Origin of the sequence: Aggregatibacter actinomycetemcomitans, from assembly GCF_023518055.1 — a bacterium.
Classification (GTDB): Bacteria; Pseudomonadota; Gammaproteobacteria; order Enterobacterales; family Pasteurellaceae; genus Aggregatibacter; species Aggregatibacter actinomycetemcomitans.
The window spans coordinates 52,160-77,872 of record NZ_CP085096.1; the positions used below are offsets into that span (position 1 = coordinate 52,160).

The window sequence follows — 25,713 nt, forward strand, 5'->3', positions numbered from 1 at the left end:
TCGATGCTGATCACAAAAAAGTGCGGTCATTTTTTACAGCGTTTTATTTCCACGCGTAAAATCGCTGGCTTAATGCAACCGAAATCAGTACAATCGCACCTCATTTTTATCCTGTCGTCACTTCAAAAGGAAGGACGCCAATTTCGGTTTCCGCCATAATGTGTAATAACGAGGCTCCCATGTTAGAACAAGCTGTTGCCGAACCGGCAAAAAAAGTCAATTTAATGAATTTAACCCGCGCACAAATGCGTGAATTTTTCGCTGAATTAGGCGAAAAACCGTTTCGCGCCGATCAGTTGGTGAAATGGATTTATCATTTCGGCGAAGACAATTTCGACAATATGACCAACCTGAACAAAGCGTTACGGGAAAAATTAAAAACCATGGCGGAAATCAAAGCGCCGGAAGTGGCGGTTGAGCAACGTTCCGCCGACGGCACCATTAAATGGGCGATGCAGGTGGGCGATCAGCAAGTGGAAACCGTGTATATTCCCGAAGCGGATCGCGCCACCTTATGCGTTTCTTCGCAAGTGGGTTGCGCCTTGGCTTGCACCTTCTGTTCCACCGCCCAACAGGGTTTTAACCGCAATTTAACGGTGGCGGAAATTATCGGTCAGGTGTGGCGCGCCTCGAAAATTATCGGTAATTTCGGCGTCACCGGCGTGCGTCCGATTACCAACGTCGTGATGATGGGCATGGGCGAACCCTTGTTAAATGTGGCGAATGTGGTGCCGGCAATGGAAATTATGCTGGATGACTTCGCCTACGGCTTGTCCAAACGCCGCGTGACCTTATCCACCTCCGGCGTGGTACCGGCGTTGGACAATTTAAGCAAAATGATCGATGTGGCGTTGGCGATTTCCCTGCACGCGCCGAACGATGAATTGCGCGATGAAATCGTGCCGTTAAACAAGAAATACAACATTAAAACCCTGATTGATTCGGTGAACCGTTATTTGAGCGTCTCCAACGCCAATCACGGCAAAGTCACCATTGAATATGTGATGCTGGATCACATTAACGATCATGTGGAACACGCCCATCAGCTCGCCGCCGTACTGAAAAATACGCCGTGCAAAATTAACCTGATTCCGTGGAACCCGTTCCCCCAAGCGCCTTATGCGAAAAGTTCCAACACGCGAATTGACCGTTTCCAAAAAACCTTGATGGAATACGGTTTAACCGTGATTGTGCGCAAAACCCGCGGCGATGATATTGATGCCGCCTGCGGACAATTAGCCGGCGATGTGATCGACCGTACCAAACGCACCGCACAGAAAAAACACTTCGGGCAAGGCATTGCCGTTCAAATTCAATAAATCTGTCAGGAGGAAAAATAAATGATCAAATTTCAACAGCACAATCGTGCAATACCGTTTATTTTTCCGTTTTTGCTTTCCGCCTGCGTCACCCAACAAAGTGCGGTGGATTTTGACAAGCAAAAAGCCGCCAAAGCACGCGTGGAACTGGCATTAGGCTATTTACAGCAGCAAGATTCGGCACAAGCCAAGCTGAACCTGGATAAAGCCTTTTCTTACGCTCCCGATTATTATTTAGTGTCAGCGGCATTTGCCTATTTCTATCAACAACAGGGCGACATTGAACAAGCCCGTACCGCCTATTTAAACGCGATAAAATTAGATGATAAACAAGGGGATGTGTTCAATAATTACGGTGCATTTCTTTGTGCGCAAGGGGAATTCGACAGTGCCTATGTACAATTTGAACGCGCCTTAAAAAGCTCGAATTATTACCATCAGGCGGACACTTATGAAAACTTGGCGTTATGTGCTTTATCCGCCAAAAATCAGGCGATTTATCGGCAAAATCTCGCATTATTGACGAAAATCTCTCCGAAACGGGCGGCAAAATTACCACAAGGGATAAAATAACCTTTTCCCACGGGCAAAAGTGCGGTCGTTTTTCCCCACAAATTTCCTTCCAATCGCAGAATAACGCCATATAACAGTTGCAAAACAGGCGTTACAACCTTAAACTTTAGCACTCAATTTTAGTCAGAAATATCGTCCGTTTTATGAATATGCAAAATACATCAGAAACACAATCCCGCAACGAACAGCAGACCACTTTAGGCGATAAATTCCGCCTTGCCCGCGAAGCCCTTAACCTGACACCGGAGCAAGTGTCAAAAGAGATTTCCCTACGCCCTGCCCTCGTTCGTCTCATCGAAAATAATCAGTTTACTAACGAAACCATTCCCGCCACATTTATGCGCGGTTATGTGCGTAGTTATGCGAAATTTTTGCGTATTCCGGACAGCGAATGGATGAATGTCATTCATTTCGGCAACGAACAGAAAAACGATTTGGGCAAAAACGCCCGCGCCACCCGCTCCGTTAACCAATATTCGTCACACAATAACTGGATCGGTTACCTCAGCGCGTTAGTCATTTTGATCGTGGTCGGCATGACCGGAATGTGGTGGTGGGAAAGCCACCAGCAATCTAACGCGGAACGGGATGTATTAGTCAATTCCTACACGCCGTCCGCACCGGTGACAACGGAAGTGAACACCGCGCCTGCCAAGCCCGCAGGTAACGAGATTCCGGTGCCGCAGCCTACGGACAAAATCGAAAATACCTTAACGGATACCGCACCGAAAGGCACCGGCATCGAAATTGAAACCAAACCGCTCACAGAGACACCGGTTGCAGCCAATACGACGGCGCCTTTCGTTCAAGAATCAAACACTCCGGCAGCAACCGCCAATGTGTTGCAATCGAAAATGGAAAAAATCGGCAGCAATGAGCAGTTAACTAGCGTTCAACCTGAATCGCAAGCCTCCGCCAAGCCACAAAGTGCGGTGGAAAATTCAAGTGTTTCTGCCGTCGCCACAAAGGATAACTTATATATTGAAGTTATCGGCAACTGCTGGATCAGCGTTAAAGATAAAAACCGCAAAGTCTTGGCACAAAAAGAATACAAACAAGGTGATGTGTTGAGTTTCAACGAAGAAGAACCTTATTCGTTAATTATTGGCGCGCCGGGCAACGTAAGAATTACTTATAAAGGTCAAGCCTTCCCGTTGACCGTTGACGGACGTGTGGCAAAATTTAAATTACCTCAATAATGAGTTAACTGATGTTAGAAAAACCAAAGATTCAGCGTAGAGAATCAACGAAAATTTATGTGGGAAAGGTGCCGGTGGGCGGCGATGCGCCGATTGCCGTGCAATCAATGACAAATACGCGCACTACCGATGTGGAAGCCACCGTGGCGCAGATTAAGTCTCTGGAACGGGTGGGCGCGGATATTGTGCGCGTTTCTGTGCCGACCATGGACGCGGCGGAAGCCTTCAAATTAATCAAACAACAAGTCAACGTGCCGCTGGTGGCGGATATTCACTTTGACTATCGCATTGCGTTGAAAGTAGCGGAATACGGCGTGGACTGTTTACGTATCAACCCGGGCAATATCGGGCGAGAAGATCGCATTCATGCCGTGGTGGATTGCGCTAAAGATAAAAATATTCCGATTCGGATCGGCGTCAATGCCGGTTCTCTGGAAAAAGACATTCAGGAAAAATACGGCGAACCGACACCGCAAGCCTTATTGGAATCCGCATTACGTCATGTGGAAATTCTTGATCGTTTGAACTTCGATCAATTTAAAGTGAGTGTTAAAGCCTCCGATGTTTATTTGGCGGTAGAATCCTATCGCCTGCTCGCCAAAGCCATTAAGCAACCCTTGCATTTAGGCATTACCGAAGCCGGCGGTGCCCGTGCAGGCGCGGTGAAATCGGCAATCGGTTTGGGAATGCTATTGTCCGAAGGCATCGGCGATACGTTACGGGTATCCTTAGCGGCGGATCCAATGGAAGAAATCAAAGTCGGTTTCGACATTTTGAAATCCTTACGCATTCGTTCGCGCGGGATTAATTTCATCGCCTGCCCGACCTGCTCCCGTCAGGAATTTGATGTTATCGGCACGGTCAACGCCCTTGAACAGCGTTTGGAAGACATTATCACGCCGATGGACGTCTCCATTATCGGCTGCGTGGTAAACGGCCCAGGAGAAGCGCTGGTGTCCGATTTGGGTGTGACCGGCGGCAACAAGAAAAGCGGTTATTATCTTTCCGGAGAACGTCAAAAAGAACGTTTTGACAATGAGGATTTAATCAATCAGCTGGAAGCCAAAATTCGCGCCCGCGTTGCGCAGCAAGATCCGAAAAATCGCATTATTTAATCTTTATTACAGGAATTTATTGTGGCAAAAACTATTCAGGCAATTCGTGGTATGAACGATTGCTTACCAACGGAAACCCCTTTGTGGCAGTGGGTTGAAAATAAAGTGCGGTCGGTTTTACAAGCGTATGGTTACGCCGAAATCCGGATGCCGATTGTGGAAAGCACGCCGTTATTCGCCCGCGCTATCGGTGAGGTGACCGATGTAGTAGAAAAAGAAATGTTTACCTTTAACGACCGTGACGACGAAAGTTTAACGCTCCGTCCGGAAGGTACGGCAGGTTGCGTGCGCGCCGGGATTGAGCACGGTTTGTTATATAATCAGGAACAGCGTTTGTGGTACATGGGACCGATGTTCCGTTACGAACGCCCGCAAAAAGGGCGTTATCGTCAATTCCATCAGGTCGGCGTGGAAATTTTCGGCATTCCGAATCCGGAAATTGATGCAGAGATTATCGCTTTAACCGCCCGTTTGTGGAAAGATTTAGGTATTTTTGACCATGTTACCCTTCAACTTAATTCCATCGGCTCCTTGGAAGCACGTAAAAATTATCGCCAGGCGTTGGTGGCTTTCCTGCAAAATCATCTTGATATTTTAGATGAAGACAGTAAACGCCGTTTAACCACCAATCCGTTACGGATCTTAGACAGCAAAGATCAGCGCGTTCAACAAGTATTAAATGATGCGCCGAAATTACACGATTACCTTGATGAAGAATCCCGCGAACATTTTGCACAATTATGCGCCTTGTTGGATAATTTAGGCATCACATACGAAATCAATCAAAAACTGGTACGCGGTTTGGACTACTACAATAAAACCGTGTTTGAATGGGTGACTTCCGCGTTGGGCGCGCAAGGCACGGTATGCGGTGGCGGTCGTTATGACGGCTTGGTGGAACAGCTTGGCGGACACGCCACCTCCGGTGTCGGTTTCGCTATGGGCTTAGAGCGTTTAGTGTTGCTCGTGCAGGAAGTCAATAAACAGATTACGCTACCAAGTGCGGTGGATATTTACATTGTTTATCAAGGTGAAGGCACCACGGTGGCGGCGTTTAGCCTGGCGGAAAAACTCCGCTCGGAATTACCGCACTTACGCACGCTATTGCATTGCAGCGGCGGAAACTTCAAAAAACAATTCAAACGTGCCGATAAAAGCGGTGCAAAATTGGCTTTAGTGATCGGTGAAGATGAAGTGAAAAATCAACAAGTGGTTGTGAAAGAATTGCTACAACATAGCGAACAAGTGGTGGTAGCATTAAGCGACATTACGACTCATATTCAAAATACGTTTAAATAAGGAAAGAAAAATGGCTTATACCATTGAAGAAGAACAAGAACTGACTGCCATCAAAGCCTGGTGGAATGAAAATTACAAATTTATTATCGTTTGTTTTGTTATTGCGTTTGGTGGCGTATTCGGCTGGAATTACTGGCAGTCTCATCAAATACAAAAAATGCACAAAGCCTCTGCAGAATATGAACAGGCATTGTTTAACTATCAAAAAGATCCGAAAGCACAAGCGGAACAATTTAATCAATTCATTAAAAACAATGAAAAAACCAGCTATGCCGTCTTAGCCTTGCTGGATAAGGCTAAAATCGCAGTGGAAAACAAAGACTTCCCATTGGCAGAAGATGCGCTGAAACAAGCGATGGCGCAATCTAACGATGATATTTTATCTTCCGTCAGTGCGTTACGTTTGGCGTCCGTACAATTCCAGTTGGGGCAATTGGATCCCGCGTTGGAAAGCCTTAAATCCGTCAAAGAACAGGCATGGAACAGCGAAAAAAACCTGTTGGCAGGCGATATTCAATTAGCCAAAGGCGATAAAGAAGCCGCGAAGAAAAGCTACCAACAGGCACAGGAAATGCCCGGTGCGTTGGAGCAACAGCTCATTCAAGTGCGGTTAAATAATTTATAGTTTTTAAGGCTTGGTTTCCAAGCCTTTCTGTTATCTCGCTTCAAGGCTTACTATGTCAAGAAATAAACCGAAAATTCCCATTCCGCCGCCACTCATTTTTGTTTTTTGCGCGTTACTGATGAAATTGCTGCCACCCGTTTGGCAATTTCCGACATCCTGGGGATTGGTCATTATTTTCAGTGCCTTAGGTTGCTTCATCGGCGCAGGCAGTGTGCTGCAATTTTTGCTGGCAAAAACCACCGTCAATCCGCTGCAATTAGAAACCGCTTCACAATTAGTGACGACTGGAATTTATAAATTCACCCGCAATCCCATGTATTTAGGATTAGTTTTTATCTTGCTGAGTTGGATGTGTTACTTAGGTTCGTTATCTGCTTTTTTCGGCATTGTATTATTCATTTGGTACATCACCGAGTTTCAGATTAAACGGGAAGAAGAAAGCCTGCGAAACATTTTTGGAGAGCAATTTACACAATATTTCCGTCGTACCCGCAGATGGTTGTAGGTTGGTTATAGAGACAGGATTTCTTTGACGAAGGGAATGGTTAGTTTGCGTTGCGCCTGCAAAGAAGCCTGATCCAGTTTTTCTAAGGCTTCGAATAAGGTTTTCATATCCCGCTCCAAACGCTTAAACAGGAAATTTGCCGTTTCATCAGGCAATTCGATACCGCGCTGGTGCGCATTCTCTTGCAACACGGCAATTTTTTGTGCGTCGTCCAGCGGCATTAATTGATACACCTCCCCCCAAGTCAAACGGGAACGGAGATCCGGCAGGCGCGCCGCCAAATTCGCCGGAGATTGATCGGAGCCCATTAATAAAAGGGTTTTTCCGGTTTCGCGAATGCGATTAATTAAATCGAAAATCGCCAGTTCCCATTCCGCATTGCCTATCACTTCCTGCACGTCATCCAAACACACGACGTCCTGCCGTTCAAGATTTTCCAACACTGCCGGGGAGAAATACTGAGCCTTATTCAACGGAACATAAAGTGCGGGGCGTTGTTGGGTTAAATAATGATGGCAAATGGCTTTCAACAAATGGCTTTTACCACTGCCGCGATTGCCCCAAATATAGAAAAATTGCTGTTGAGGATGGGAGAAATTTTTTTGCAGGGAATTGAGCAGCAGCTGATTATTTTCCGCATGGAAATTTTCCAACGTATCATCATCAAGCTGATGAATAGGCAAAGGAAGTTGAAAATGTGGCTCGCTCAAATCAAATACCGAAAAATGCTGAAGGAAAGTGCGGTAAGAATAAACGAAATTTTTTCATTTAGAAAGCCATTGGCGGATATTTTTATCCTCGTTTTTATATCCGCCAATGGGATTTTCGTTTAATCCTGAAGGGTGTCATTTTTCGCTTTTGGCAATACCAGATTCAAGATAATCGCCACCACGGCGCACAGGCTGATTCCTTTTAAAGAAACACCACCCACATCAACGAACATATTGCCGATACCGAAGGTCATTACCACCGCAATGATACACAAATTACGCGCTTCGGTAACATCCACTTTGGCGCGAATTAAGGTGCTCATGCCTACTACCGCAATGGAACCGAACACCAACATCATGATGCCACCCATCACGATGGTCGGAATGGTGGATAAGAAGGCACCTACTTTGCCACAGAAAGAAATACCAATCGCCCAAACTGCCGCCCAAGTCATGATATTCGGATTAAAGTTACGGGTCAGCATCACCGCGCCGGTCACTTCCGCATAAGTGGTATTCGGCGGTCCACCTAATAATGAGGCAGCACCGGTGGCGATACCGTCGCCCAGCAACGTGCGATGCAGGCCCGGTTTTTTGATAAAATCTTTGCCCGTGACCGAACTGATTGCCATAATCCCGCCCACGTGTTCAACCGCAGGCGCGATAGCAATCGGCAGTAAATATAAAATCGCCTCCAGTTTAAACTCCGGTGCCGTAAGATTCGGCATACTGAACCAAGGCGCGTCCAATACAGGTTGGAATTTAATTAAGCCCATGAACAGGCATAAAATATAGCCCACGGCGATACCGAACATAATCGGGATTAATTTCATCAAGCCTTTAGAAAACACCGCGACACACAAGGTGGTAATCAGGGTCACCATGGAAACCAGCACCGCATCGTTATATTGATAGTCGCTGTTTTTACCGAGCGCCATATCCACGGCGATGGGCGCCAAGCCCATACCGATGATAATAATCACCGGACCGACCACCACCGGCGGGAAAATGCGCTCCAACGCCGCCGCGCCGCGCAGTTTCACCAGTGCGCTTAACGCCACATAAACCAAGCCGGCGCACTCCAAACCGCCCATGGTGACAGGAATACCCCAGGTGGCGACGCCGTATTGAATCGGTGCGATAAAGGCAAAGGACGACGCTAAGAAAATCGGCACCTGTTTGCCGGTGCAAAGTTGGAAAAGCAAGGTTCCGATACCTGCGGTAAGTAATGCCGTATTGGCGTCAAGCCCGGTAATCAAAGGCACTAAGACCAATGCACCAAACGCGACGAATAACATTTGTAAACCGACAAACGCTTGCTTGCCGACGCTTTGACGCGCTTGTGATGCGTCTAATTGTGTTGCTGTTGTCATATAAGTTTCAACTCTCTGTCTGAATTAACTTAAGTGCGGTCGTTTTTTCAAGTGTTTTTGACTTTCTTTCGCCCGCGAAAGAGGCGGATAAAAACCCGCCTTTGATTCGGTATAAAATCAGGTTTATTTCGTACCAAAAATCTTGTCGCCCGCGTCACCTAAACCCGGAATGATGTAGCCGTTTTCATTTAAGTGATCGTCAATAGAAGCCGTATATAACTCAATATCGGGATGGGCTTTTTCCAATGCGGCAAGCCCTTCCGGTGCCGCCACCAAAACCAATACTTTAATATGTTGGCAACCTTTTTGTTTAAGTAAATCAATGGTAGCAATCATGGAACCGCCCGTTGCCAACATCGGATCCACCACGATTGCCAAGCGTTCATCTAAATCACTGGCAAGTTTTTGAAAGTACGGCACCGGCTCTAACGTTTCTTCATTACGGTACATCCCCACTACGCTGATACGCGCACTCGGCACGTGCTCCAACACGCCGTCCATCATGCCAAGACCGGCACGCAAAATCGGCACCACGGTCACTTTCTTGCCTTTAATACGATCGATTTCTACCGGACCGCACCAACCATCAATAATCACTTTTTCCGTTTCTAAATCCGAGGTGGCTTCATAGGTCAACAAGCTGCCCACTTCCATCGCCAATTCACGAAATTTCTTGGTATCAATATCGGCGGCCCGCATTAAACCTAGTTTATGCTTTACTAACGGATGTTTAACTTCTACTAATTTCATCGTATGTCTCCTTATTTTTTGCTGGATGGTTAGACGCGAAAAATTAACTCGCGGAATTGTAAATAAAAATACTTTTAGTGAACAGTGCATTGCAGACAAAAATAATGCCTATGTGTCATAGGCATTATGTGCAATTATTGCTCCTGATTCACCACCGAATCGTTTATTTCAATTTTGGCTTTGGCGCGTAACGCATTCAACAGATTATTCTGCAACGCAATCTGATCGGCACGCGCCAGTTGCACGGCAAATTGTTGTTGCTCCTGTTCGCTTAGTGCGCCGTCAACAACCTTATCCAAGGCAATCACAACAATGTCGCCTTTTGTTTCTTTGGTTGCTTGGTAAACCGCTTTTCCTTCCGTCGGTTTCGGCATCGCAAACACGGCATTGTACAACATCGGATCGTTATTTTCTGCGAATACCAAGCTTTGTGTCGCACCGAATTTCAGGCTATCCACGGTTTTACCCGCCGTTAATTCCTGCACTAACTTGTTGGCTTCGGCTAACACCACCGCTTCCGCCTTTTGGCGTTTAAGACGGGCGGTAATGTCATTTTTCGCTTCGTCTAAACTTTTCACGCTTTCCGCTTTATGCTCTAACACACGAATAACAACCGAATGCTGATCGCCGATGCTCATCGGTTCGGAATTGCTACCGCCCTGAGAAATATCGGAATCAAAAATCGCCGAAACTACATTTGGGTAATTTAACGCTGCCGGAATATCTTTACGTGAGAAATACCCCGTTTCCTGTACTTTCACGCCACCGGCTTCCGCCGCCGCGTTCAAAGAGGAAGAATCTTCAAAGGCTTTTTCTGCCACGCGTTTTTCAACGGAAAAGAACTGGTTATTCACTAAATTTTGACGAATTTGCGCAACAATTTGAGGCCTCACGCGCTCCAACGGCAACACCGCCGAATCTTTACGCTCTTCCACTAAAATAATGTGGTAGCTATTATCTAATTTAACCGGCTGACTGAACTTACCCACATCCAAGGCATTCGCGGCGTCTTCAAAAACTTTCGGAAATTCACCCGCACTTACCCAACTTAAATCTCCGCCTTTTTCCGCACTAATCGGGTCAATGGAATGGTTCTTCGCTAAAGTGGCAAAGTCCGCGCCGTTTTGCAGTTGTTGATATAAATCCTGTGCCTGTTGCTCGGTTTTCACTTCAATATGCGCGAGACGTTGTTGCCCTTGAGTCATGAATTGGGATTTATTGTCCTGATAATATTGCGCAATTTCCACATTGCTAATATTGATGTTTTTCTCCATATTGGCGCCGGACAAATCAAGATATTGCACTTTCACCGATTCCGGCAGGGTAAAATCTGCCTTATGGGCGTCATAGTAAGCTTGAATTTCTTCGGCACTGACCGTTTGTTTGGCAATTTCGTCCGCTAAAGACAGTGTTGCTAAACGCACATCACGACGTTGAAAGAAAAGTTTTGTCAAGGCTTCCTGCTGCACCGGCACGGTGAACGCGGTAATACCTAAACCGCTTTGCAATTGCTCCAAATGCAAGGCTTCGCGCACATAACCGGCATAGGTTTCGGCGCTGATACCGTTGCTTTGCAACAACTGCTGATATAACACATTGTCAAATTTGCCGTTATTTTGGAAGCTCGGTGTGGTGACGATTTCCTGCTTAATACGCTCATCGCTGACGCCTAATTTGAGGTCTTTAACATATTGGCGCAGTAATTCCTGATCAATCAGGGAAGATAGAACCTGTCTTTTTAAATTGGCAACGACAGTCGGAGAATCCGCTTCTTGCGGGCTAAGATTTTGAGAGGCGATATTGTATTGATTTTGAAAAGCTTGCTGTGAAATTTCTTCGCCGTTCACTTTCGCTGCCGAACTATCAATTCTGGAGTAAAGATAGCCTGCCATAGAACTAATAACGAAAGTGACCGTAATAAAACCAAAAAGAAACTTGGAAGCCCAGTTATTTGAAGCTCCGTGCAGTTTTTCCATTACCATTGAAATGTATCCTATAAAAGTGACGCAAAAATTTGCACGATTATAATCTAAAGCGCCTTTGTGCGCACTAGCAAAATAAAAAATCAAAGACGAATCTCTGAATTCGCTCTTTATTTTTATGTTAATAGAAAATTACTTCAACTCAGGAAATAACATCTTCAACACGTTTTGTGTCACTCTGCGGGATTGTCCGGCGTAAGGGAAAATGTGCATCATCATCATCGGGTTGAAATTGGCTTCAATCACACCCCAGGATTGTAAGTTCGGTTCGGCGGGTTTGGTTAAATCAGGAATAATTAAATCCACGCCGCACACTGCCGCGCCCATGGCTTTGGTAATGCCCACCGCGAGTTCCTTATAGCTTGGGTGCATTTGATCTGTCATATCGATGGAATCGCCGCCGGTGCTGATATTGGAATTGGCGCGTAACTGCACCAGCTGATCTTTTACCGGCACACTGTCCACCGCCAAACCCTGTTCTTTCAACTGTAACCGCTCAATATCGCCCAAAGCGATTTTCTTCAACGGCGTACGGCTACCGTCGCCACGCAACGGATGATCGTTTTTCTGCGCCACCAATTCCGCCACCGTATGCACGCCGTCGCCGATAACATTCGCCGGCACGCGCAATAACACCGCCAGGGTTTCATCGCCCAGCACAAAGAAACGGTATTCGGTGCCGGTTAAATAATCTTCCACCATCACTTCTTTATCTTCACGAAAAGCGATTTCAATGGCTTTGGCAAAATCTTCCCGATCATGTACACCTTGTTGGAAAATGCTGATACCTAAGCCGTAATTGGTGGATTTCGGTTTAATCACCACGGCACGACCGGCAAATAAGGCGTAACTGGCAACCGCCTGTTCCACACTGGTGAATTCTACACTTTGCGGCACGTTAAACCCGGCTTTCGCCAACACTTTTTTGGTCACCACTTTATTTTCCATGATCAGTGGCGAAATGTAGCTGTCGTGGGAAGTCATGTTGCCGTTTTTCACATATTCCAAATGATCGCCGAATTGCAGGCTGAGGAATTGATCCCGCTCATCCAGAATTTCAATTTTCAGCCCTTTTTGAATCGCATCGAACATCAGAGCTTGAGTGGAAAGCTCCATATTATCAAAAGCGGACAAGGCATAAAAACGCTCAAATGCCTGCTGTTTGTAACGAATCGCCAGTTCCGCGCCCAATTTTTGATAACCGCCATGTTGCTCAATGGCATTGACCAAACGCGCGCCGAGGGTAAGTGTCGGGTCCGCAAATTGCGCCAATTTCTCTTTTACGATCGTCGTGATTTCCGCGCCGGTGTGAATTTCCGTCAACATGGCTAACAATTGCTGTAACACACGCTCCCCTTCCGATTGAAAGGCGGTCGGCGACAACGGATTTTCCCATGCCACCTGCGCTAATTTTTCTTTGCCTAAATCCACCGCACTTTCGGTGGATTCTTCGTCCAACCACGCCATAAGCAAAATAAAATAGTGAACGAATTTCGCATCGTTTAGCGCAATACCATAAGGCTCGAACGGATTCAAATCGAACAGACGAAATTCCAAATATTGAATGCCGTTTTGCAGCAGCTCGCGGGCGTGCTTCGCGCCACGTAAACGAACGTTGGAATAAAACTCTTTTTCCGCGATTAATTGACCGCTGTTTACCGCGTGTTCCAAAGTATTGACATAATCCTTCAAGCTGTCGTAAGAAATTTTGACGCTCGGATCATTCACATAGCCATATTGGCTGGAACGCAGACTACGCACATATTGTCCCGGTTTTAATGGCGTGCCGCCGCGGAAATAATTAGCGTCAACGGTCGGCGTCGCCGCCAGTAAATAAACGAGAATCCATTGATAACGCAGGAAATTGCGGGCAACTTTCAGATACAAATCATTCTGAAAATCCACCGCACTTTGGTATTCATTTTGCCCGTTAAAAAGCTGCCGGATTAGAGCGGGATCCAGTTGGAAATTATAGTGAACACCGCTCACCATTTGTTTGCTTTTGCCGTAGGATTGCACCAAATGCTCACGATATGCCACATCTGCCGGATTCTCCAATTGCGCTACTTTGATTTGCTCTTCCGGCGGCAACCCTGCCGGCATACTTAACGGAAACACGTATTCATCTTGCAGCATGGTGCGCAACACTACTTCATGAATGGCGGATAACCAACGTAAAGTGTCTTCAATTTTTTTATTCGGCGGGGTAATTAATTCAAGCTGGCTTTCGGCGAAATCCGTTTGGATATAAGGGTGGTAAGAACGGCTGCCAAAACATTTCGGGTGTGCGCTTACCACAACGGAACCGTCCGCATACACGCGTTGGCTTTCTTTTTCAATACCGAAAGAACCCTGCTGAAACAACAATTCCAAGCGATTTTCTTTTATAACCTGCTGAATTTTCATAAAACTTCCTTTAATCCGAGTTGAAAAACAAATTTACTTATTGCTACAGTCGGAATACATTTTTCAAAAAACAACCACATTATTAAAATTAATGCCTCTAAATGCAAATAAAAAATCGTAATTCTCATAAGGAACGGTGATAACCTCATGTATTGCTATGAAAATACTTCAATTTAAGTAACAAAGAGACTAAAATTTTGCCTTAATGAAAAACACATGACGGTAATAACAATGTTTCAATCAAAAAAATTCTCTTTTCTTTACAATGATATATCCTTCTTTCTATTGTTACTGTTATTCGCCTTTCTGTCACATATTGCCCTAGGCATTTTAGATAATTATGCCAATCACATTCTGAGCATTTTGGGCTTGGGCATCCTGCTTTTCACGTTCAAAAAGCACAGCAACCGCTTATTTCTGGTCGCTTTTGTTTTTATTTTTGCCATTTCCTTCGGCTATGTGCCGTCAGGCATATTATACGGGCCGGTCTCCATCGGCGTGATTGCCTCCGTTTATGAAACGAATTTCAGCGAAACTTTGGGCTTTTTTCGCGCCATGCCCATTTCAATTTATTTTTTCACCGCACTTTATGTCGTTTTATTCATCGCATTATTGGTGATTAATCGCCATATCCATAGCAATAAAAAATATCAACCGGCTTACTATTGCCTTTATTTAGCCGCCGTTGTTCTGAGTTTATATACTCCCGTCAATAAACTCATCAACCACACGGATAAAACACAACCCTTTACCACCGCCGAATTTATTAAAGCGTCGGATTTTTACCCGGTCAGTTTTATTTCCAACGCGGTGAAGGTGAACAACACCTATTTAACCCAACGCGATTTATTAAATGACGCCCTAACCAAAACCCCGGAATGGGATATTGTTTACGTCGAACCGAAATACCAAAATTACGTGTTAATTATCGGGGAGAGTATGCGACGGGATTACACCTCGTTATACGGTTATCCGCAAAAAACCACGCCGTTTTTAGAGCAAGTGAACGGCTTGATTTTTAATCTGTATGTGGCGGCGGGCCCGAACACTCAGCCTTCTTTACAACGCACTCTTTATCGTTCCACCAACAATAATGAAGAAATGGTTTACACCGACAACATCATCTCCCTCGCCAAATTGGCGCACTACAAAACCTACTGGCTGTCCAACCAAGGCAAAGTGGGCGAATGGGACACCATGGCATCGCGCATCGGCATTCAAGCGGACGAATCCTTTTTCACCAAAAAAGGCGGCTACGATTCGGGCAATACGCCGGACACGGCATTATTGGAACCATTAAAACAGCTATTAAATAAAGACAAAGATCAAACCAAATTAATCGTGTTGCATTTAATCGGCTCCCACCCGACATTTTGCGCCCACTTAAATGGCGAAGAACCGAAATTCCATTTAGTCAGCCGTGAAATGTCCTGTTATTTGGATACCTTAAAACAAACGGATACCTTATTGTCGGAAATTAATCAGATTCTGAAAGCGCAAAATCAAAGTTATTCGGTGATTTATTTTTCCGATCACGGCTTGGCGCATTTGGGCGAAGGCAAAAATCTGTCCATGTTAAACAATAAAGAATACAAACAAAGTTATGCCGTGCCCTTTATTCGTTTTTCCAGCGACGATACCAAAAGAACCGTCATTAAAAACCCGCAAAGCGCCTTTAATTTTATTAACGGCTTTGCCCAATGGCTCGGCATCAAAGAAACCCATTTGAGCCAGGACGATTTTTTCAATCCGAAACCGCAACCGATTAAAGTGTTTAACTGGCGGGCGCTGGTGGATTACAACTCGCTGAAGGAAGATCCGGCGAAAAAATAGCCTTAGCAACAGAAAAGATTCATTTGTCGCGCTCAAAAGTGCGGTCATTTTTCCGAACGAATGTCGGCACTTTTGATTTTTCGCGGAATAGCAATTCAGCAAAGGCAATTTTTCAGGTAAAATAGCCGCCGTTTTTTGCGAAGTGAATTCGCCTCTGCGGCATCGTCGGCTTACCCGGCACCAAAAACACCGTTTTTTCTGACCGCACTTTTCACCCCATTATGACGAAATTGAGGAGCATATGAGTCTAATTCCTATGGTCGTTGACCAAACCTCCCGCGGTGAACGCGCCTATGACATTTATTCCCGCCTGCTGAAAGACCGCGTGATTTTTCTCAGCGGCGAAGTGGAAGACAACATGGCAAACCTGATTGTGGCGCAACTACTTTTCTTAGAATCGGAAGATCCCGATAAAGACATCAACCTATACATCAACTCCCCGGGCGGCTCCGTCACTGCCGGCATGGCGATTTACGACACCATGCAATTTATTAAACCGGATGTTCGCACCCTGTGTATCGGTCAAGCCTGTTCCATGGGTGCATTTTTATTAGCCGGCGGCGCAGCGGGCAAACGCGGCGCATTACCGCATGCCCGCGTGATGATTCATCAACCACTCGGCGGTTTCCGTGGTCAGGCATCGGATATTCAGATTCACGCGCAAGAAATTCTGAAAATCAAAAGCACTCTTAACGAACGCCTGGCGTTCCACACCGGACAACCCATTGAAACCATCGAAAAAGATACCGACCGCGACAATTTTATGTCGGCGCAGGAAGCCAAAAATTACGGCTTAATTGACGAAGTGTTCAGCAAACGCTAAGAGACAAAAATGACAAAAGATAAAGAATTACACTGTTCTTTCTGCGGCAAAGAACAAGACGAAGTGAATAAACTTATCGCCGGCACTTCCGGTTACATTTGTAACGAATGTATCGAACTGTGCCACGATATGCTGCTCAACGAAGAACATGGCGAAGAAGCGGAAGCTGAAAGCGCAAAAGAGCAACAGGAATTACCGACGCCCCACCAAATCCGAGCCCATTTGGACGATTATGTCATCGGTCAGGATTATGCCCAAAAAGTGCTGGCGGTGGCGGTGTATAACCACTACAAACGCCTACGCACCAAACATCAGACGAACGATGTGGAACTCGGTAAAAGCAACATTTTGCTTATCGGCCCGACCGGTAGCGGCAAAACCTTATTGGCAGAAACCATGGCGCGTATGTTGAACGTGCCTTTCGCCATGGCGGACGCCACTACCTTAACGGAAGCCGGTTATGTAGGTGAAGACGTGGAAAACGTGTTGCAGAAATTGCTACAAAACTGCGATTACGACATTGAACGCGCGGAACAAGGCATTATCTACATCGACGAAATCGACAAAATCACCCGCAAATCGGAAAATCCGTCCATTACCCGTGATGTCTCCGGCGAAGGCGTACAACAAGCCTTATTAAAACTCATCGAAGGCACCATCGCCTCCATTCCGCCACAAGGCGGACGCAAACACCCGCAACAGGAAATGTTACGCATCGACACCTCCAAAATCCTATTCATTTGCGGCGGTGCGTTTGCGGGCTTGGATAAAGTCATCGAAAAACGCACCAGCGTCGCCACCGCCATCGGTTTCGGCGCCGAAATCAAGAGCGAAAAAGACAAAGCGACACTGACCGACTTATTCAAACAGGTGGAACCGGACGATTTAATGAAATACGGCTTAATCCCGGAATTTATCGGACGTTTGCCGGTGGTGGCGCCATTAAGCGAATTGGACGAAGAAGCCTTGGTACGTATTCTCACCGAACCGAAAAATGCCCTGTGCAAGCAATATCAGGCATTGTTCGGTTTAGAAGAGGTGGCATTGGAATTCACCAACGAAGCCCTAACCGCAATGGCGAAAAAAGCCCTTGCCCGCAAAACCGGCGCCCGCGGCTTACGTTCCATCATCGAAGGCGTCTTGCTTGACACCATGTACGACTTGCCATCCTTGGAAGGCTTGAAAAAAGTCGTGGTCAACGAAAACGTCATCAACGACAACCAATCCCCGGAATTGATTTATTCCAACTAATAAAAAAGTGCGGTTAAAAAACACAATGGATTTTAACCGCACTTTTTCTTACGTAAAACGCTTTATACCAGCTGTAGCTGCACCATTCGTCCTGTTTTAGCAACAAAAGACACCAAGGTATCCAACGTAAATTTCTCTAATTTTTTGTTCACCATATCGGAAACTCGCGGACGACTCACTCCCAAAATGGCAGCTGCTTCCGCTTGTTTAAGGTTATTATCGGCAATCCAATCACTCATCACATTAAGTAAAAGAAGTTTGTTCTCAATTAATTGCTGACTTGCCGATTTTAATCTCTCCGCTTCCTGTTGAGAAAAACCTAAATCAGCAAACACATTACCATCGCCTTTTGTTGTGTGGCGAATTTTTGTATCAATATTATTCATCGTCTAACTCCTTTAACGCAGCATAACGCGCTTTAATTACGGCAAGATCTTGTGAAGATGTTTTTTGTGTTTTCTTTTGAAAGGCATGCAAACAATAAATCGCTTTCTTTAATTTGGCAATGTAAACCAAACGATATGCCCCTGAAATATCCCTCACTCGAATTTCCATTACACCGGAACCCAGGTTCTGCATTGCCTTAAAATCCCGAGGCGATAACCCCTGTTGTACGAGGTCAAGATCGAAACCTAATTCCCGTTTTATATTATCCGGAAACGCCTTAACATCCTCTAAGCTAGAGCCAATCCAATGAATTGGTTTCCGTTCTATTTGTTGCCTACTCATAATGTATAAAATTTTATACCAAAATAAATCATAATGCCAATGTTCACTCGGCGCGTCGTTTAATATGTCAAAGTGCGGTTAAAATTCATTGTGTTTTTTGACCGCACTTTTTCCACCTAATCCCTCGACACCCGAATCGTTTGTTTAATGTGTTTGAGGTTCGCCACGATGGTGAATGTCATTACCACCAACAACGCCCAGGCACTCCACTTGCTGGCATGCACTAACGACCACGCGCCGATTTGATTGGGGTAACGCCAAATGCCGATAAGCGTGCCGATATTTTCCGCCAGCCAAATGAAGAAACCAATCAACATGAAGGATAGCAATAACGGCATGCGACGCGGTTTGTCGTAAGGCGTGAAATAGACCGTGGTGCGGGCGTAAAGCCCAAGTGCGAAAGCCGCCAGATACCAGCGGTAATCGCCGATATAATGATGGGTGAAAAAATTCAGGTAAATCAGAATGGCGGTGAGCGTAGATAAAAAATACGGCGGGTGGCTTTGAATTTTCAACCCGAATAAACGCCACGCCTGAATAATATAACTGCCCACCGCGGCATACATAAACCCGGTGAATAAAGGCGCGCCGAAGATTTTGCTGTAAGCGAAATCGGGATACGCCCAGGATTGAATGGAAGAGGAGGTTTTAAACAATTCCAACGCAAAACCCACCAAGTGAAACAGGGTGATGGATTTGATTTCATCGCGTGTTTCCAGTTTGAATCGAAACATCAAATATTGCACGACTAAAGCAAAAATCAGCAATAAATCATAGCGTGGAATGCCGGCGATGCCGTTTTTCGGCATAATAAACATGGCGATAAAAAACACGCCGGCAAACAGGCAGGCTCTGGCTTCTTTTAAACCGAAAAACCAGAATTCGACAAAAAATCGTTTGATTCCTTTCAACTGAGGATCGGGCTGATGATTCATGAGCCATAAATCGATTTTATTCAACATGTTATTCTTCTTATTAAGATATAAAATGTCGCTTATTATGCCCGAAGATCCTCAAGTTGAATATTGGCTAAACTATTCAATTTTCACTTTTTTCAAACGTAACGCATTGCTTAACACGGAAATGGAACTTAGCGCCATCGCCGCCCCCGCAATTACCGGGCTAAGTAACCCGAACGCCGCCAGCGGAATCCCCAACACATTATAAATAAAGGCGAAAAAGAGATTTTGCTTAATGTTTTTCAGGGTCGCGCGAGAAATCAGCAAGGCATCCACTAATTGATTCACCGAATGTTGCATTAAGGTTGCCGAAGCGCTGTGTTGCGCCACATCGGCACCGTCACGCATAGCAAAACTGACATTCGCCGCCGTCAATGCCGGTGCGTCGTTCACGCCATCGCCTGCCATGGCGACCACTTTGCCCTGCTCTTGCAGCACTTTAACCGCGCCCGCTTTATCTCTTGGCGACATATTGCCCTGCGCGTTTTTAATGCCCAGTTGATCGGCGATGTATTGCACCACATTGGGATTATCGCCACTCATGATATACACCTCAATATCGTGCGCCTGCAAACGGTTAATCGCTTTTTGACTGTCCGGTTTTAAGGCGTCCGCCAAAGCAAAGGCGGCGATAGGCTCGTCATTCAGCGTAACCGCCACAATACTGGCAATATTCCATACAGGATCAAGCCCCTCCGGCAGCGTTAAACCACAATATGAAGGCTTACCCACTTTCACCGTGCCGACATTTTCCACTTCACCTTGAATGCCCTGTCCGACGTCTGTTTGAATATGTTGCACGGCAGGCAAAACGACATTTTTCGCCATCGCCGCCTGCACAATCGCTTTCGCTAACGGGTGCGTGGCGTTTTGTTCAATGGCTGCTACCAACGCATAAATTTCATCTTCGGAATTGACCGCACTTTTTGCCTGCCAAAACGCCACCACTTGTGGTTTGCCTTCCGTTAGCGTGCCGGTTTTGTCCAACACCACAGCATTCACATGGGCGGATTCCTCCATCGCGGCGGCATCTTTAAACCAAATACCCTGTTTCACCGCTTTGCCCATGCCGACCATAATCGCCGCCGGCGTTGCCAAACCCAACGCGCAAGGACAGGCAATCACCAACACGGCAACGCCGTGAATTAACGCCATGACCACATCTTGCCGAATCCACCATGTGAGCAAAAAAGTCACTAACGCAATGCCAATCACCGTCGGCACGAACACCGCCGCCACTTTATCGGCAAAACGGGCGATAGGCGCTTTACTGCCCTGCGCTTCCGACAAAGCGTTCATCATGTCGCCCAGCAGGGTTTGGCTACCCAGTTGTTGCGTGCGATAAACCAGACTACCATCCGCCACCATCGCGCCCGCCAACACTTTGCTGCCCAGCTTCTTCATTTCAGGAACGGATTCACCGGTTAAATGGCTTTCATCACACCAGCCCGAACCGTCTTCTACCAAACCGTCCGCCGCAATGCGCTCGCCCTGATTGGCGCGTAACAGCTCGCCCACTTGGATCTGATTCAACGGCACGGTTTGCCATTGCCCGTTACGTTGTACGCTTACTTGTTTCGGTGTCAGTTGCAACAACAAACCGAGGCTATTCAAGCTGTGCTTTTTAGTACGGTCTTCCAGGAATTTTCCTAAACTCACAAAGCCCAACACCATCACGGCAGCTTCAAAATAAATATTTGCCGAGCCGTGTTCATGCCCTATATGCGGCGCATAAAACAGCATAAATACCGAATAAAAATAGATGGTGAGCGTGCCGAGGCTGACCAACACGTCCATATTCGCCAAACCGCCTTTAATACTGCCCCAAGCACTGCGATAAAAAGGGATTGCCAAGCCAAATTGCACAATCGTGGCGAGCACCATTTGCCATAGAGGCGGCGACATCCAATCATGGCGCCCGATCATCATGCCCAGCATACCGATTAAAAACGGCACATTAATCAGCCATAATAAAATCAAACGCCAAGAGATTTTATGCTCTTGCGGCAAATCCGCCTGCGCCGGTTTTAACTGCGCGCTGAAACCGGTTTTTTGAACAATTTGGATAAGTTGCTCAACGGAAGTTTGCTTTTCATCGAAAGTCACCTGCGCCTCTTCGCTGGCAAAATTCACGCCTGCCTGCTGCACAAAATCCTTTTTATTCAATACTTTTTCAATACGGCTGGCGCAAGACTGACACGTCATTCCGCCAATTTGAAGAGATACTTTTTGCATAACATCCTCTTTTCTCGCAAAGTGCGGTCGTTTTTAAACATGTTTTTACAACGTATTGATGGCGTGCCTCGCACCCTCAATCAAACTTACGCCACCTGCGCATCGAATCCCGCGTCTTCCACCGCTTCAACCAATGCCGCAGGCTGCACTTTACTTTCATCAAAACTAATCACCGCCTGTGCTTTTTCCAAACTCACCTCCGCTTGTACCACGCCGTCCAGCTCGGTCAACACGCGGGTCACGCTTTTCACACAGCCGCCACAAGTCATTCCGTCGATTTTTAATGTTACGTTTTGCATAATTTGCTCCTTCAAGAATAAGTTAAACCTTGCCGATCTTTGTCGGTAGGAATACTATAAACCTTAACGTCAGGTTAAGGTCAAACAATTTTTTATGAATATCAGTCAAGCAGCCAAACTCACCGGTTTATCCGCCAAACAAATCCGCGATTACGAAAAACTCGGTTTATTAAACCCCGGCGCAAGAACTCTCGCCGGTTATCGGCATTATGAAGAAAGCGATTTAAAACGCCTGCATTTTATCCGCCACTCGCGAGACGTGGGCTTTTCCCTGCAACAAATCGCCCAACTGTTGCAATTACAAGACAACCCGCAACGCAACAGCCGCGAAGTGAAAAAACTCACCGCGCAACACATTGAAACCTTAAACGACCAAATACAGGCGTTACAAAAAATGGTCACCGAACTGCAACGTTGGCACGACAACTGCCAAGGTAACGACTGCCCGGAATGCTCGATTTTGGAGGGCTTGAGTGAGTGAAAAGTGCGGTGATTTTTCATTGCAATTTTAAGTAGAAATATAATTAAAAAATCTCTCACGCTTATCTTTTAAACATGCACAATTCCTATAAAATAGGTATATTTTTTTATTTACTCACTTTACAAAGGACAAATTTTATGCAGAAGCCAGAAGCCAGAAGCCAGAAGCCAGAAGCCACCAAGATTATGTTGAAAATTCAGCCACACAACAAGCCTTCCTAAACGACCTCGACGAAAAACTTTGGTCTTCCGCCGACCGTCTCCGCCAGCAACTCGACGCCGCCAACTACAAACACATTGTGCTTGGCTTAATCTTCTTAAAATACATCTCCGACAGCTTCACCGCACAGCAAGACAAAATCCGTGTCGAGCTTTCTAATCCTGAAAATCCCCTTTATCTTGACCGCACTTTTTACAACTCCGATGAAGAATATCAAGAAGCCTTAGATTTTGAACTGGAAAACCGCAACTACTACACCGCCGACAACGTGTTTTGGGTTCCCGCCTCCGCCCGTTGGCAAGCCTTGCAGGAAGTCTCTATCTTAAACACAGGGGCGGAATTGCCTTGGGGTGGAAAGTTTGTAGGCGTCGCGCGTTTGATTGATGATGCTTTTGACGCCATCGAAAAAGACAACGAGAAACTCAAAGGCGTATTACAACGCATTGCCGCTCATCGTATTTGAGCTGAAAAATCCGCTGCGTGAATCGGCGGATTTATTGCAGGCGTTCAATCAGTTGCAAACCTATAAAGACGAAATCGCCGATTTGTTTGTGTATAACCAAACGTTGGTGATTAGCGACGGCTTGAATGCGCGGCTGGGTTCGCTTTCGGCGGACTTTCAGCGTTTCACGCCGTGGAAAGTGGTTGATGAAAAGGCAAAAAGCAAGCGGCTTGATTTTGGCGATGAATTGCAAAATCTGTTAAAAGGCTTGATGACACCGCAAAAACTCTTAGATTATGTGCGTTATTTTGTGCTGTTTGAGCGGGCGTCTAATGGAGCGTTGATTAAGAAAATCGCCGCCTATCATCAGTATTACGGCGTAAATGAAGCAGTGGAATCTACCGTGTTTGCCACCGGCGAACAGGGCGACAAACGCATTGGCGTGATGTGGCATACGCAAGGTTCGGGCAAGTCGATTTCGATGCTGTTTTATGCAAGGCAAATTGCTTTCGCAACCTGAATTGCGAAACCCCACGATTTTAGTCGTGACCGACCGCAACGATTTGGACGGTCAGCTGTTTCAAACATTTGATAGCGGCAAAGATTTAATCAAACAAACGCCGCAGCAGGTGGAAGATCGCGAAGCTCTTCGCCAATTATTAAGTGAGCGGGAATCGGGTGGCGTGTTTTTTACCACCATTCAAAAATTCGGTTTGGACGATGACGAAGATAAATTCCCCGTGCTAAATAGCCGTTCCAACATTATTGTGATTAGCGATGAAGCCCACCGCAGCCAATATGGTTTTACGCCAAAACTGCACAAGGGCAAATTCCAAGCAGGCTATGCTCGCCATTTGCGCGATGCATTGCCGAATGCGTCTTTTATTGGCTTTACCGGCACGCCAATTAGCTTGGAAGATAAAGACACGCAGGAAGTGTTTGGGCGGTATGTGTCGATTTACGATTTGCAAGATGCGGTAGAAGATGGCGCGACCGTGCCGATTATTTATGAAGCACGGCAAATTCAGCTTGCCGAAAAAGCTGACCACGAAGCCTTGTTTGCCGAAATTGATGAGCTTTTGGAGGGCGAAGACAACCCGAAACTGCGTTTGCGGGAAAAATTGCTCGGCTCGGAAGAGCGGCTGCGTGATTTGGCAGCGGATTTTGTCGCCCATTTTACAAAGCGTAATGAGCAGCAAGACGGAAAGGCGATGATTGTGGTTTCCAGCCGTCAGATTTGTGTGGATTTATATGATGAAATTGTGGCACTTCGCCCCGAATGGCATTCTGATGATATAAACCAAGGGGTGATTAAAATTGTGATGACGGGCAGTGCGTCTGATGCGCCCGAAATGCAGAAAGGCGTTTGATGTGAATACTGCGATTGGGCAAAGCGAAGCGGCAGCGTTGCTAAAAGCCATTGCTTTGGCGGCAAACCATATCGCCACGCTCGATCAACTGCCCGATGACGGCAAAGCGCATAATCAACAATGGCAAAATTCAAATGATCCCGAGCCGCGCAGAAAAGCCTTTTTAAAAGCGGTGGCAAGCCTGAAAAAAGGTTATGCCTTGTGTGGTGCGTTAAAAGAAGCCGAAGCGTACAGCCAAGAAATCGCCTTTTATGATGCGGTGCGCGCCGTGCTTGCCAAACGAGAACAAAACGGCACAGGTGGCAAAGAACGCCTGATTCAGCTTAAAACCCTAATCAATCAAAGCATTGTTTCTGAAGGCACAATTGATTTGTTTGAACTGCTCGGCAAAGAACAAACGCAGATTAATTTGCTTTCAGACGACTTCTTGCAGGCGATTAAAGAGAGCGAAACCAAAAGTTTGTGGGTTTTGGCGATGGAGCGTTATTTAAAACAGGAAATCAAAGCCAAAGCCGCTCGCAATCTCACCGCCCAAAAAGATTTTGAGCAACGTTTGCAAGAAGCCTTAAACCAATATCACAACCACAATTTAAGCGTGGCAGAAATTCTTGATGCCTTGGTGCAAATGGGACGCGATTTTTCCGAACGTTTAGGGCGCGGCGAAAAATTGGGCTTAAGTACGGCAGAATTGGCGTTTTACGATGCCCTCGCCCAAAACGATAGCGCAAGAGAATTGATGGCAGACGAAACCCTTTCTGCACTTGCCAAAGAAATTACCGATATTCTGCGAAAATCGGTGAGCATTGATTGGCAACATAAAGAAGCCGTGCGGGCAAGAATTCGCTTGCTTGTGCGCCGTGCGCTGCAAAAATACAAATACCCGCCCGATAAAGCGGAGGAAGCGGTGGAATTTGTGTTGAAGCAGGCGGAGGAAATTGCTGAGGAACTGAGTAATTAATCCATTATAGATATAATGTAATAAAAGGGAGAGTCTTCTCCCTTTTATGCAAAGTCTTTCGTTAAATTCTTTCTTTCATTTAGCATTCCTCCCGTTCCCGCTCGCCTATAGAAATAACAAAAACAACTATTCGCTGATGTTGAACTTGATAAATCAAGTGATACCCTAGTTTTTGCAATTTAATCTTGTAACAATTTGGAAACTCACTTAAACGATTTCCAGGACTTTCAGGTGAATAAGAATTTCTGCCAGTTTTTT

Annotated in this window: 21 protein-coding genes and 2 pseudogenes; 13 read left to right on the top strand and 10 right to left on the bottom strand. The window is 46.0% G+C overall.

Features of this window, described 5'->3' with window-relative positions; translation table 11 throughout:
• Positions 1-158 precede the first annotated feature (158 nt).
• The 7 genes from LIN98_RS00265 to LIN98_RS00295 all read left to right on the top strand — a co-directional run bounded on the left by LIN98_RS00265 (position 159) and on the right by LIN98_RS00295 (position 6,635).
• Complete coding sequence (locus LIN98_RS00265) at positions 159-1,319, top strand: dual-specificity RNA methyltransferase RlmN (protein ID WP_005586654.1); 1,161 nt, start codon at positions 159-161, stop codon at positions 1,317-1,319.
• Positions 1,320-1,340: 21 nt separating this feature from the next.
• Positions 1,341-1,892, top strand: a complete 552-nt coding sequence (gene pilW, locus LIN98_RS00270) for a type IV pilus biogenesis/stability protein PilW (RefSeq protein ID WP_005547469.1) — start codon at positions 1,341-1,343, stop codon at positions 1,890-1,892.
• Positions 1,893-2,035: 143 nt separating this feature from the next.
• Complete coding sequence (locus tag LIN98_RS00275) at positions 2,036-3,091, top strand: RodZ domain-containing protein (protein WP_005568019.1); 1,056 nt, start codon at positions 2,036-2,038, stop codon at positions 3,089-3,091.
• 11 nt (positions 3,092-3,102) lie between these two features.
• Positions 3,103-4,206: a flavodoxin-dependent (E)-4-hydroxy-3-methylbut-2-enyl-diphosphate synthase gene (gene ispG, locus LIN98_RS00280; protein WP_005542474.1), complete on the top strand. Its 1,104-nt coding sequence runs from the start codon at positions 3,103-3,105 to the stop codon at positions 4,204-4,206.
• 21 nt (positions 4,207-4,227) lie between these two features.
• Complete coding sequence (gene hisS, locus LIN98_RS00285) at positions 4,228-5,505, top strand: histidine--tRNA ligase (protein ID WP_005589329.1); 1,278 nt, start codon at positions 4,228-4,230, stop codon at positions 5,503-5,505.
• A gap of 10 nt (positions 5,506-5,515) precedes the next feature.
• Positions 5,516-6,130 (top strand): YfgM family protein, encoded by a 615-nt coding sequence (locus LIN98_RS00290; RefSeq protein ID WP_148326174.1) that lies wholly within the window; start codon positions 5,516-5,518, stop codon positions 6,128-6,130.
• A 52-nt stretch (positions 6,131-6,182) separates the two neighbouring features.
• Entirely contained in the window at positions 6,183-6,635 is a 453-nt protein-coding gene (locus tag LIN98_RS00295) for a methyltransferase family protein (RefSeq protein WP_005568016.1), read from the top strand.
• Between the two features lie 5 nt (positions 6,636-6,640).
• Here the strand turns inward: LIN98_RS00295 and hda are convergent, their stop codons facing one another.
• From hda to gshAB, 5 genes are all read right to left on the bottom strand, one after another.
• On the bottom strand, positions 6,641-7,345 hold the full coding sequence (hda, locus tag LIN98_RS00300) for a DnaA regulatory inactivator Hda (RefSeq protein WP_005586985.1): 705 nt from the start codon (positions 7,343-7,345) through the stop codon (positions 6,641-6,643).
• Between the two features lie 119 nt (positions 7,346-7,464).
• The gene (locus LIN98_RS00305; protein ID WP_005568014.1) at positions 7,465-8,718 is read right to left on the bottom strand and encodes a nucleobase:cation symporter-2 family protein; all 1,254 of its coding nucleotides are present in this window, start codon (positions 8,716-8,718) and stop codon (positions 7,465-7,467) included.
• Positions 8,719-8,841: 123 nt separating this feature from the next.
• A complete protein-coding gene (gene upp, locus LIN98_RS00310; protein WP_005568013.1) occupies positions 8,842-9,468 on the bottom strand; it encodes a uracil phosphoribosyltransferase in 627 nt (208 codons plus the stop codon).
• Between the two features lie 134 nt (positions 9,469-9,602).
• The gene (gene ppiD, locus LIN98_RS00315) at positions 9,603-11,450 is read right to left on the bottom strand and encodes a peptidylprolyl isomerase (protein ID WP_005547484.1); all 1,848 of its coding nucleotides are present in this window, start codon (positions 11,448-11,450) and stop codon (positions 9,603-9,605) included.
• Positions 11,451-11,582: 132 nt separating this feature from the next.
• A complete protein-coding gene (gene gshAB, locus LIN98_RS00320; protein WP_249856123.1) occupies positions 11,583-13,856 on the bottom strand; it encodes a bifunctional glutamate--cysteine ligase GshA/glutathione synthetase GshB in 2,274 nt (757 codons plus the stop codon).
• A gap of 231 nt (positions 13,857-14,087) precedes the next feature.
• Here gshAB and LIN98_RS00325 point away from each other — a divergent pair, with 231 nt between their 5' ends.
• The 3 genes from LIN98_RS00325 to clpX all read left to right on the top strand — a co-directional run bounded on the left by LIN98_RS00325 (position 14,088) and on the right by clpX (position 17,763).
• Positions 14,088-15,689: a phosphoethanolamine transferase gene (locus tag LIN98_RS00325; protein ID WP_249856124.1), complete on the top strand. Its 1,602-nt coding sequence runs from the start codon at positions 14,088-14,090 to the stop codon at positions 15,687-15,689.
• Positions 15,690-15,930: 241 nt separating this feature from the next.
• Positions 15,931-16,512, top strand: coding sequence for an ATP-dependent Clp endopeptidase proteolytic subunit ClpP (gene clpP / locus LIN98_RS00330; protein ID WP_005542551.1), 582 nt, complete (start codon positions 15,931-15,933; stop codon positions 16,510-16,512).
• Between the two features lie 9 nt (positions 16,513-16,521).
• Complete coding sequence (gene clpX, locus LIN98_RS00335) at positions 16,522-17,763, top strand: ATP-dependent protease ATP-binding subunit ClpX (protein WP_061869940.1); 1,242 nt, start codon at positions 16,522-16,524, stop codon at positions 17,761-17,763.
• 62 nt (positions 17,764-17,825) lie between these two features.
• Here the strand turns inward: clpX and LIN98_RS00340 are convergent, their stop codons facing one another.
• The 5 genes from LIN98_RS00340 to LIN98_RS00360 form a co-directional block, all read right to left on the bottom strand.
• Positions 17,826-18,149, bottom strand: a complete 324-nt coding sequence (locus tag LIN98_RS00340; protein WP_005547493.1) for a helix-turn-helix domain-containing protein — start codon at positions 18,147-18,149, stop codon at positions 17,826-17,828.
• Positions 18,142-18,492 (bottom strand): type II toxin-antitoxin system RelE/ParE family toxin, encoded by a 351-nt coding sequence (locus LIN98_RS00345; RefSeq protein WP_005585570.1) that lies wholly within the window; start codon positions 18,490-18,492, stop codon positions 18,142-18,144. The genes LIN98_RS00340 and LIN98_RS00345 overlap by 8 nt, the downstream gene beginning before the upstream one ends.
• A 116-nt stretch (positions 18,493-18,608) precedes the next feature.
• Positions 18,609-19,454, bottom strand: coding sequence for a DUF817 domain-containing protein (locus LIN98_RS00350; RefSeq protein WP_249856125.1), 846 nt, complete (start codon positions 19,452-19,454; stop codon positions 18,609-18,611).
• Between the two features lie 72 nt (positions 19,455-19,526).
• The gene (locus tag LIN98_RS00355; protein ID WP_005570349.1) at positions 19,527-21,686 is read right to left on the bottom strand and encodes a heavy metal translocating P-type ATPase; all 2,160 of its coding nucleotides are present in this window, start codon (positions 21,684-21,686) and stop codon (positions 19,527-19,529) included.
• 86 nt (positions 21,687-21,772) lie between these two features.
• Positions 21,773-21,985 carry a heavy-metal-associated domain-containing protein gene (locus tag LIN98_RS00360; protein ID WP_005547502.1) on the bottom strand — a complete coding sequence of 71 codons (213 nt, stop codon included), beginning with the start codon at positions 21,983-21,985 and terminating at the stop codon, positions 21,773-21,775.
• A 94-nt stretch (positions 21,986-22,079) separates the two neighbouring features.
• Between LIN98_RS00360 and cueR the strand changes: the two genes are divergently transcribed.
• The 3 genes and pseudogenes from cueR to LIN98_RS00375 all read left to right on the top strand — a co-directional run.
• The gene (gene cueR, locus LIN98_RS00365; protein WP_005547504.1) at positions 22,080-22,466 is read left to right on the top strand and encodes a Cu(I)-responsive transcriptional regulator; all 387 of its coding nucleotides are present in this window, start codon (positions 22,080-22,082) and stop codon (positions 22,464-22,466) included.
• 100 nt (positions 22,467-22,566) lie between these two features.
• Positions 22,567-23,145, top strand: a pseudogene (locus LIN98_RS00370) (type I restriction-modification system subunit M N-terminal domain-containing protein); the annotation flags it as partial.
• Positions 23,117-25,455 (top strand): annotated as a pseudogene (locus tag LIN98_RS00375) (type I restriction endonuclease subunit R); the annotation flags it as partial. The pseudogenes LIN98_RS00370 and LIN98_RS00375, both read left to right, overlap by 29 nt.
• Positions 25,456-25,713: the final 258 nt, after the last annotated feature.

Coding starts and splice junctions, on each gene's coding strand:
- LIN98_RS00265 (WP_005586654.1), top strand. CDS start 159: ATGTGTAATAACGAGGCTCCCATGTTAGAACAAGCTGTTGCCGAACCG.
- pilW (WP_005547469.1), top strand. CDS start 1,341: ATGATCAAATTTCAACAGCACAATCGTGCAATACCGTTTATTTTTCCG.
- LIN98_RS00275 (WP_005568019.1), top strand. CDS start 2,036: ATGAATATGCAAAATACATCAGAAACACAATCCCGCAACGAACAGCAG.
- ispG (WP_005542474.1), top strand. CDS start 3,103: ATGTTAGAAAAACCAAAGATTCAGCGTAGAGAATCAACGAAAATTTAT.
- LIN98_RS00290 (WP_148326174.1), top strand. CDS start 5,516: ATGGCTTATACCATTGAAGAAGAACAAGAACTGACTGCCATCAAAGCC.
- LIN98_RS00295 (WP_005568016.1), top strand. CDS start 6,183: ATGTCAAGAAATAAACCGAAAATTCCCATTCCGCCGCCACTCATTTTT.
- LIN98_RS00305 (WP_005568014.1), bottom strand. CDS start 8,718: ATGACAACAGCAACACAATTAGACGCATCACAAGCGCGTCAAAGCGTC.
- upp (WP_005568013.1), bottom strand. CDS start 9,468: ATGAAATTAGTAGAAGTTAAACATCCGTTAGTAAAGCATAAACTAGGT.
- ppiD (WP_005547484.1), bottom strand. CDS start 11,450: ATGGTAATGGAAAAACTGCACGGAGCTTCAAATAACTGGGCTTCCAAG.
- gshAB (WP_249856123.1), bottom strand. CDS start 13,856: ATGAAAATTCAGCAGGTTATAAAAGAAAATCGCTTGGAATTGTTGTTT.
- LIN98_RS00325 (WP_249856124.1), top strand. CDS start 14,088: ATGTTTCAATCAAAAAAATTCTCTTTTCTTTACAATGATATATCCTTC.
- clpP (WP_005542551.1), top strand. CDS start 15,931: ATGAGTCTAATTCCTATGGTCGTTGACCAAACCTCCCGCGGTGAACGC.
- clpX (WP_061869940.1), top strand. CDS start 16,522: ATGACAAAAGATAAAGAATTACACTGTTCTTTCTGCGGCAAAGAACAA.
- LIN98_RS00340 (WP_005547493.1), bottom strand. CDS start 18,149: ATGAATAATATTGATACAAAAATTCGCCACACAACAAAAGGCGATGGT.
- LIN98_RS00345 (WP_005585570.1), bottom strand. CDS start 18,492: ATGAGTAGGCAACAAATAGAACGGAAACCAATTCATTGGATTGGCTCT.
- LIN98_RS00350 (WP_249856125.1), bottom strand. CDS start 19,454: ATGTTGAATAAAATCGATTTATGGCTCATGAATCATCAGCCCGATCCT.
- LIN98_RS00355 (WP_005570349.1), bottom strand. CDS start 21,686: ATGCAAAAAGTATCTCTTCAAATTGGCGGAATGACGTGTCAGTCTTGC.
- LIN98_RS00360 (WP_005547502.1), bottom strand. CDS start 21,985: ATGCAAAACGTAACATTAAAAATCGACGGAATGACTTGTGGCGGCTGT.
- cueR (WP_005547504.1), top strand. CDS start 22,080: ATGAATATCAGTCAAGCAGCCAAACTCACCGGTTTATCCGCCAAACAA.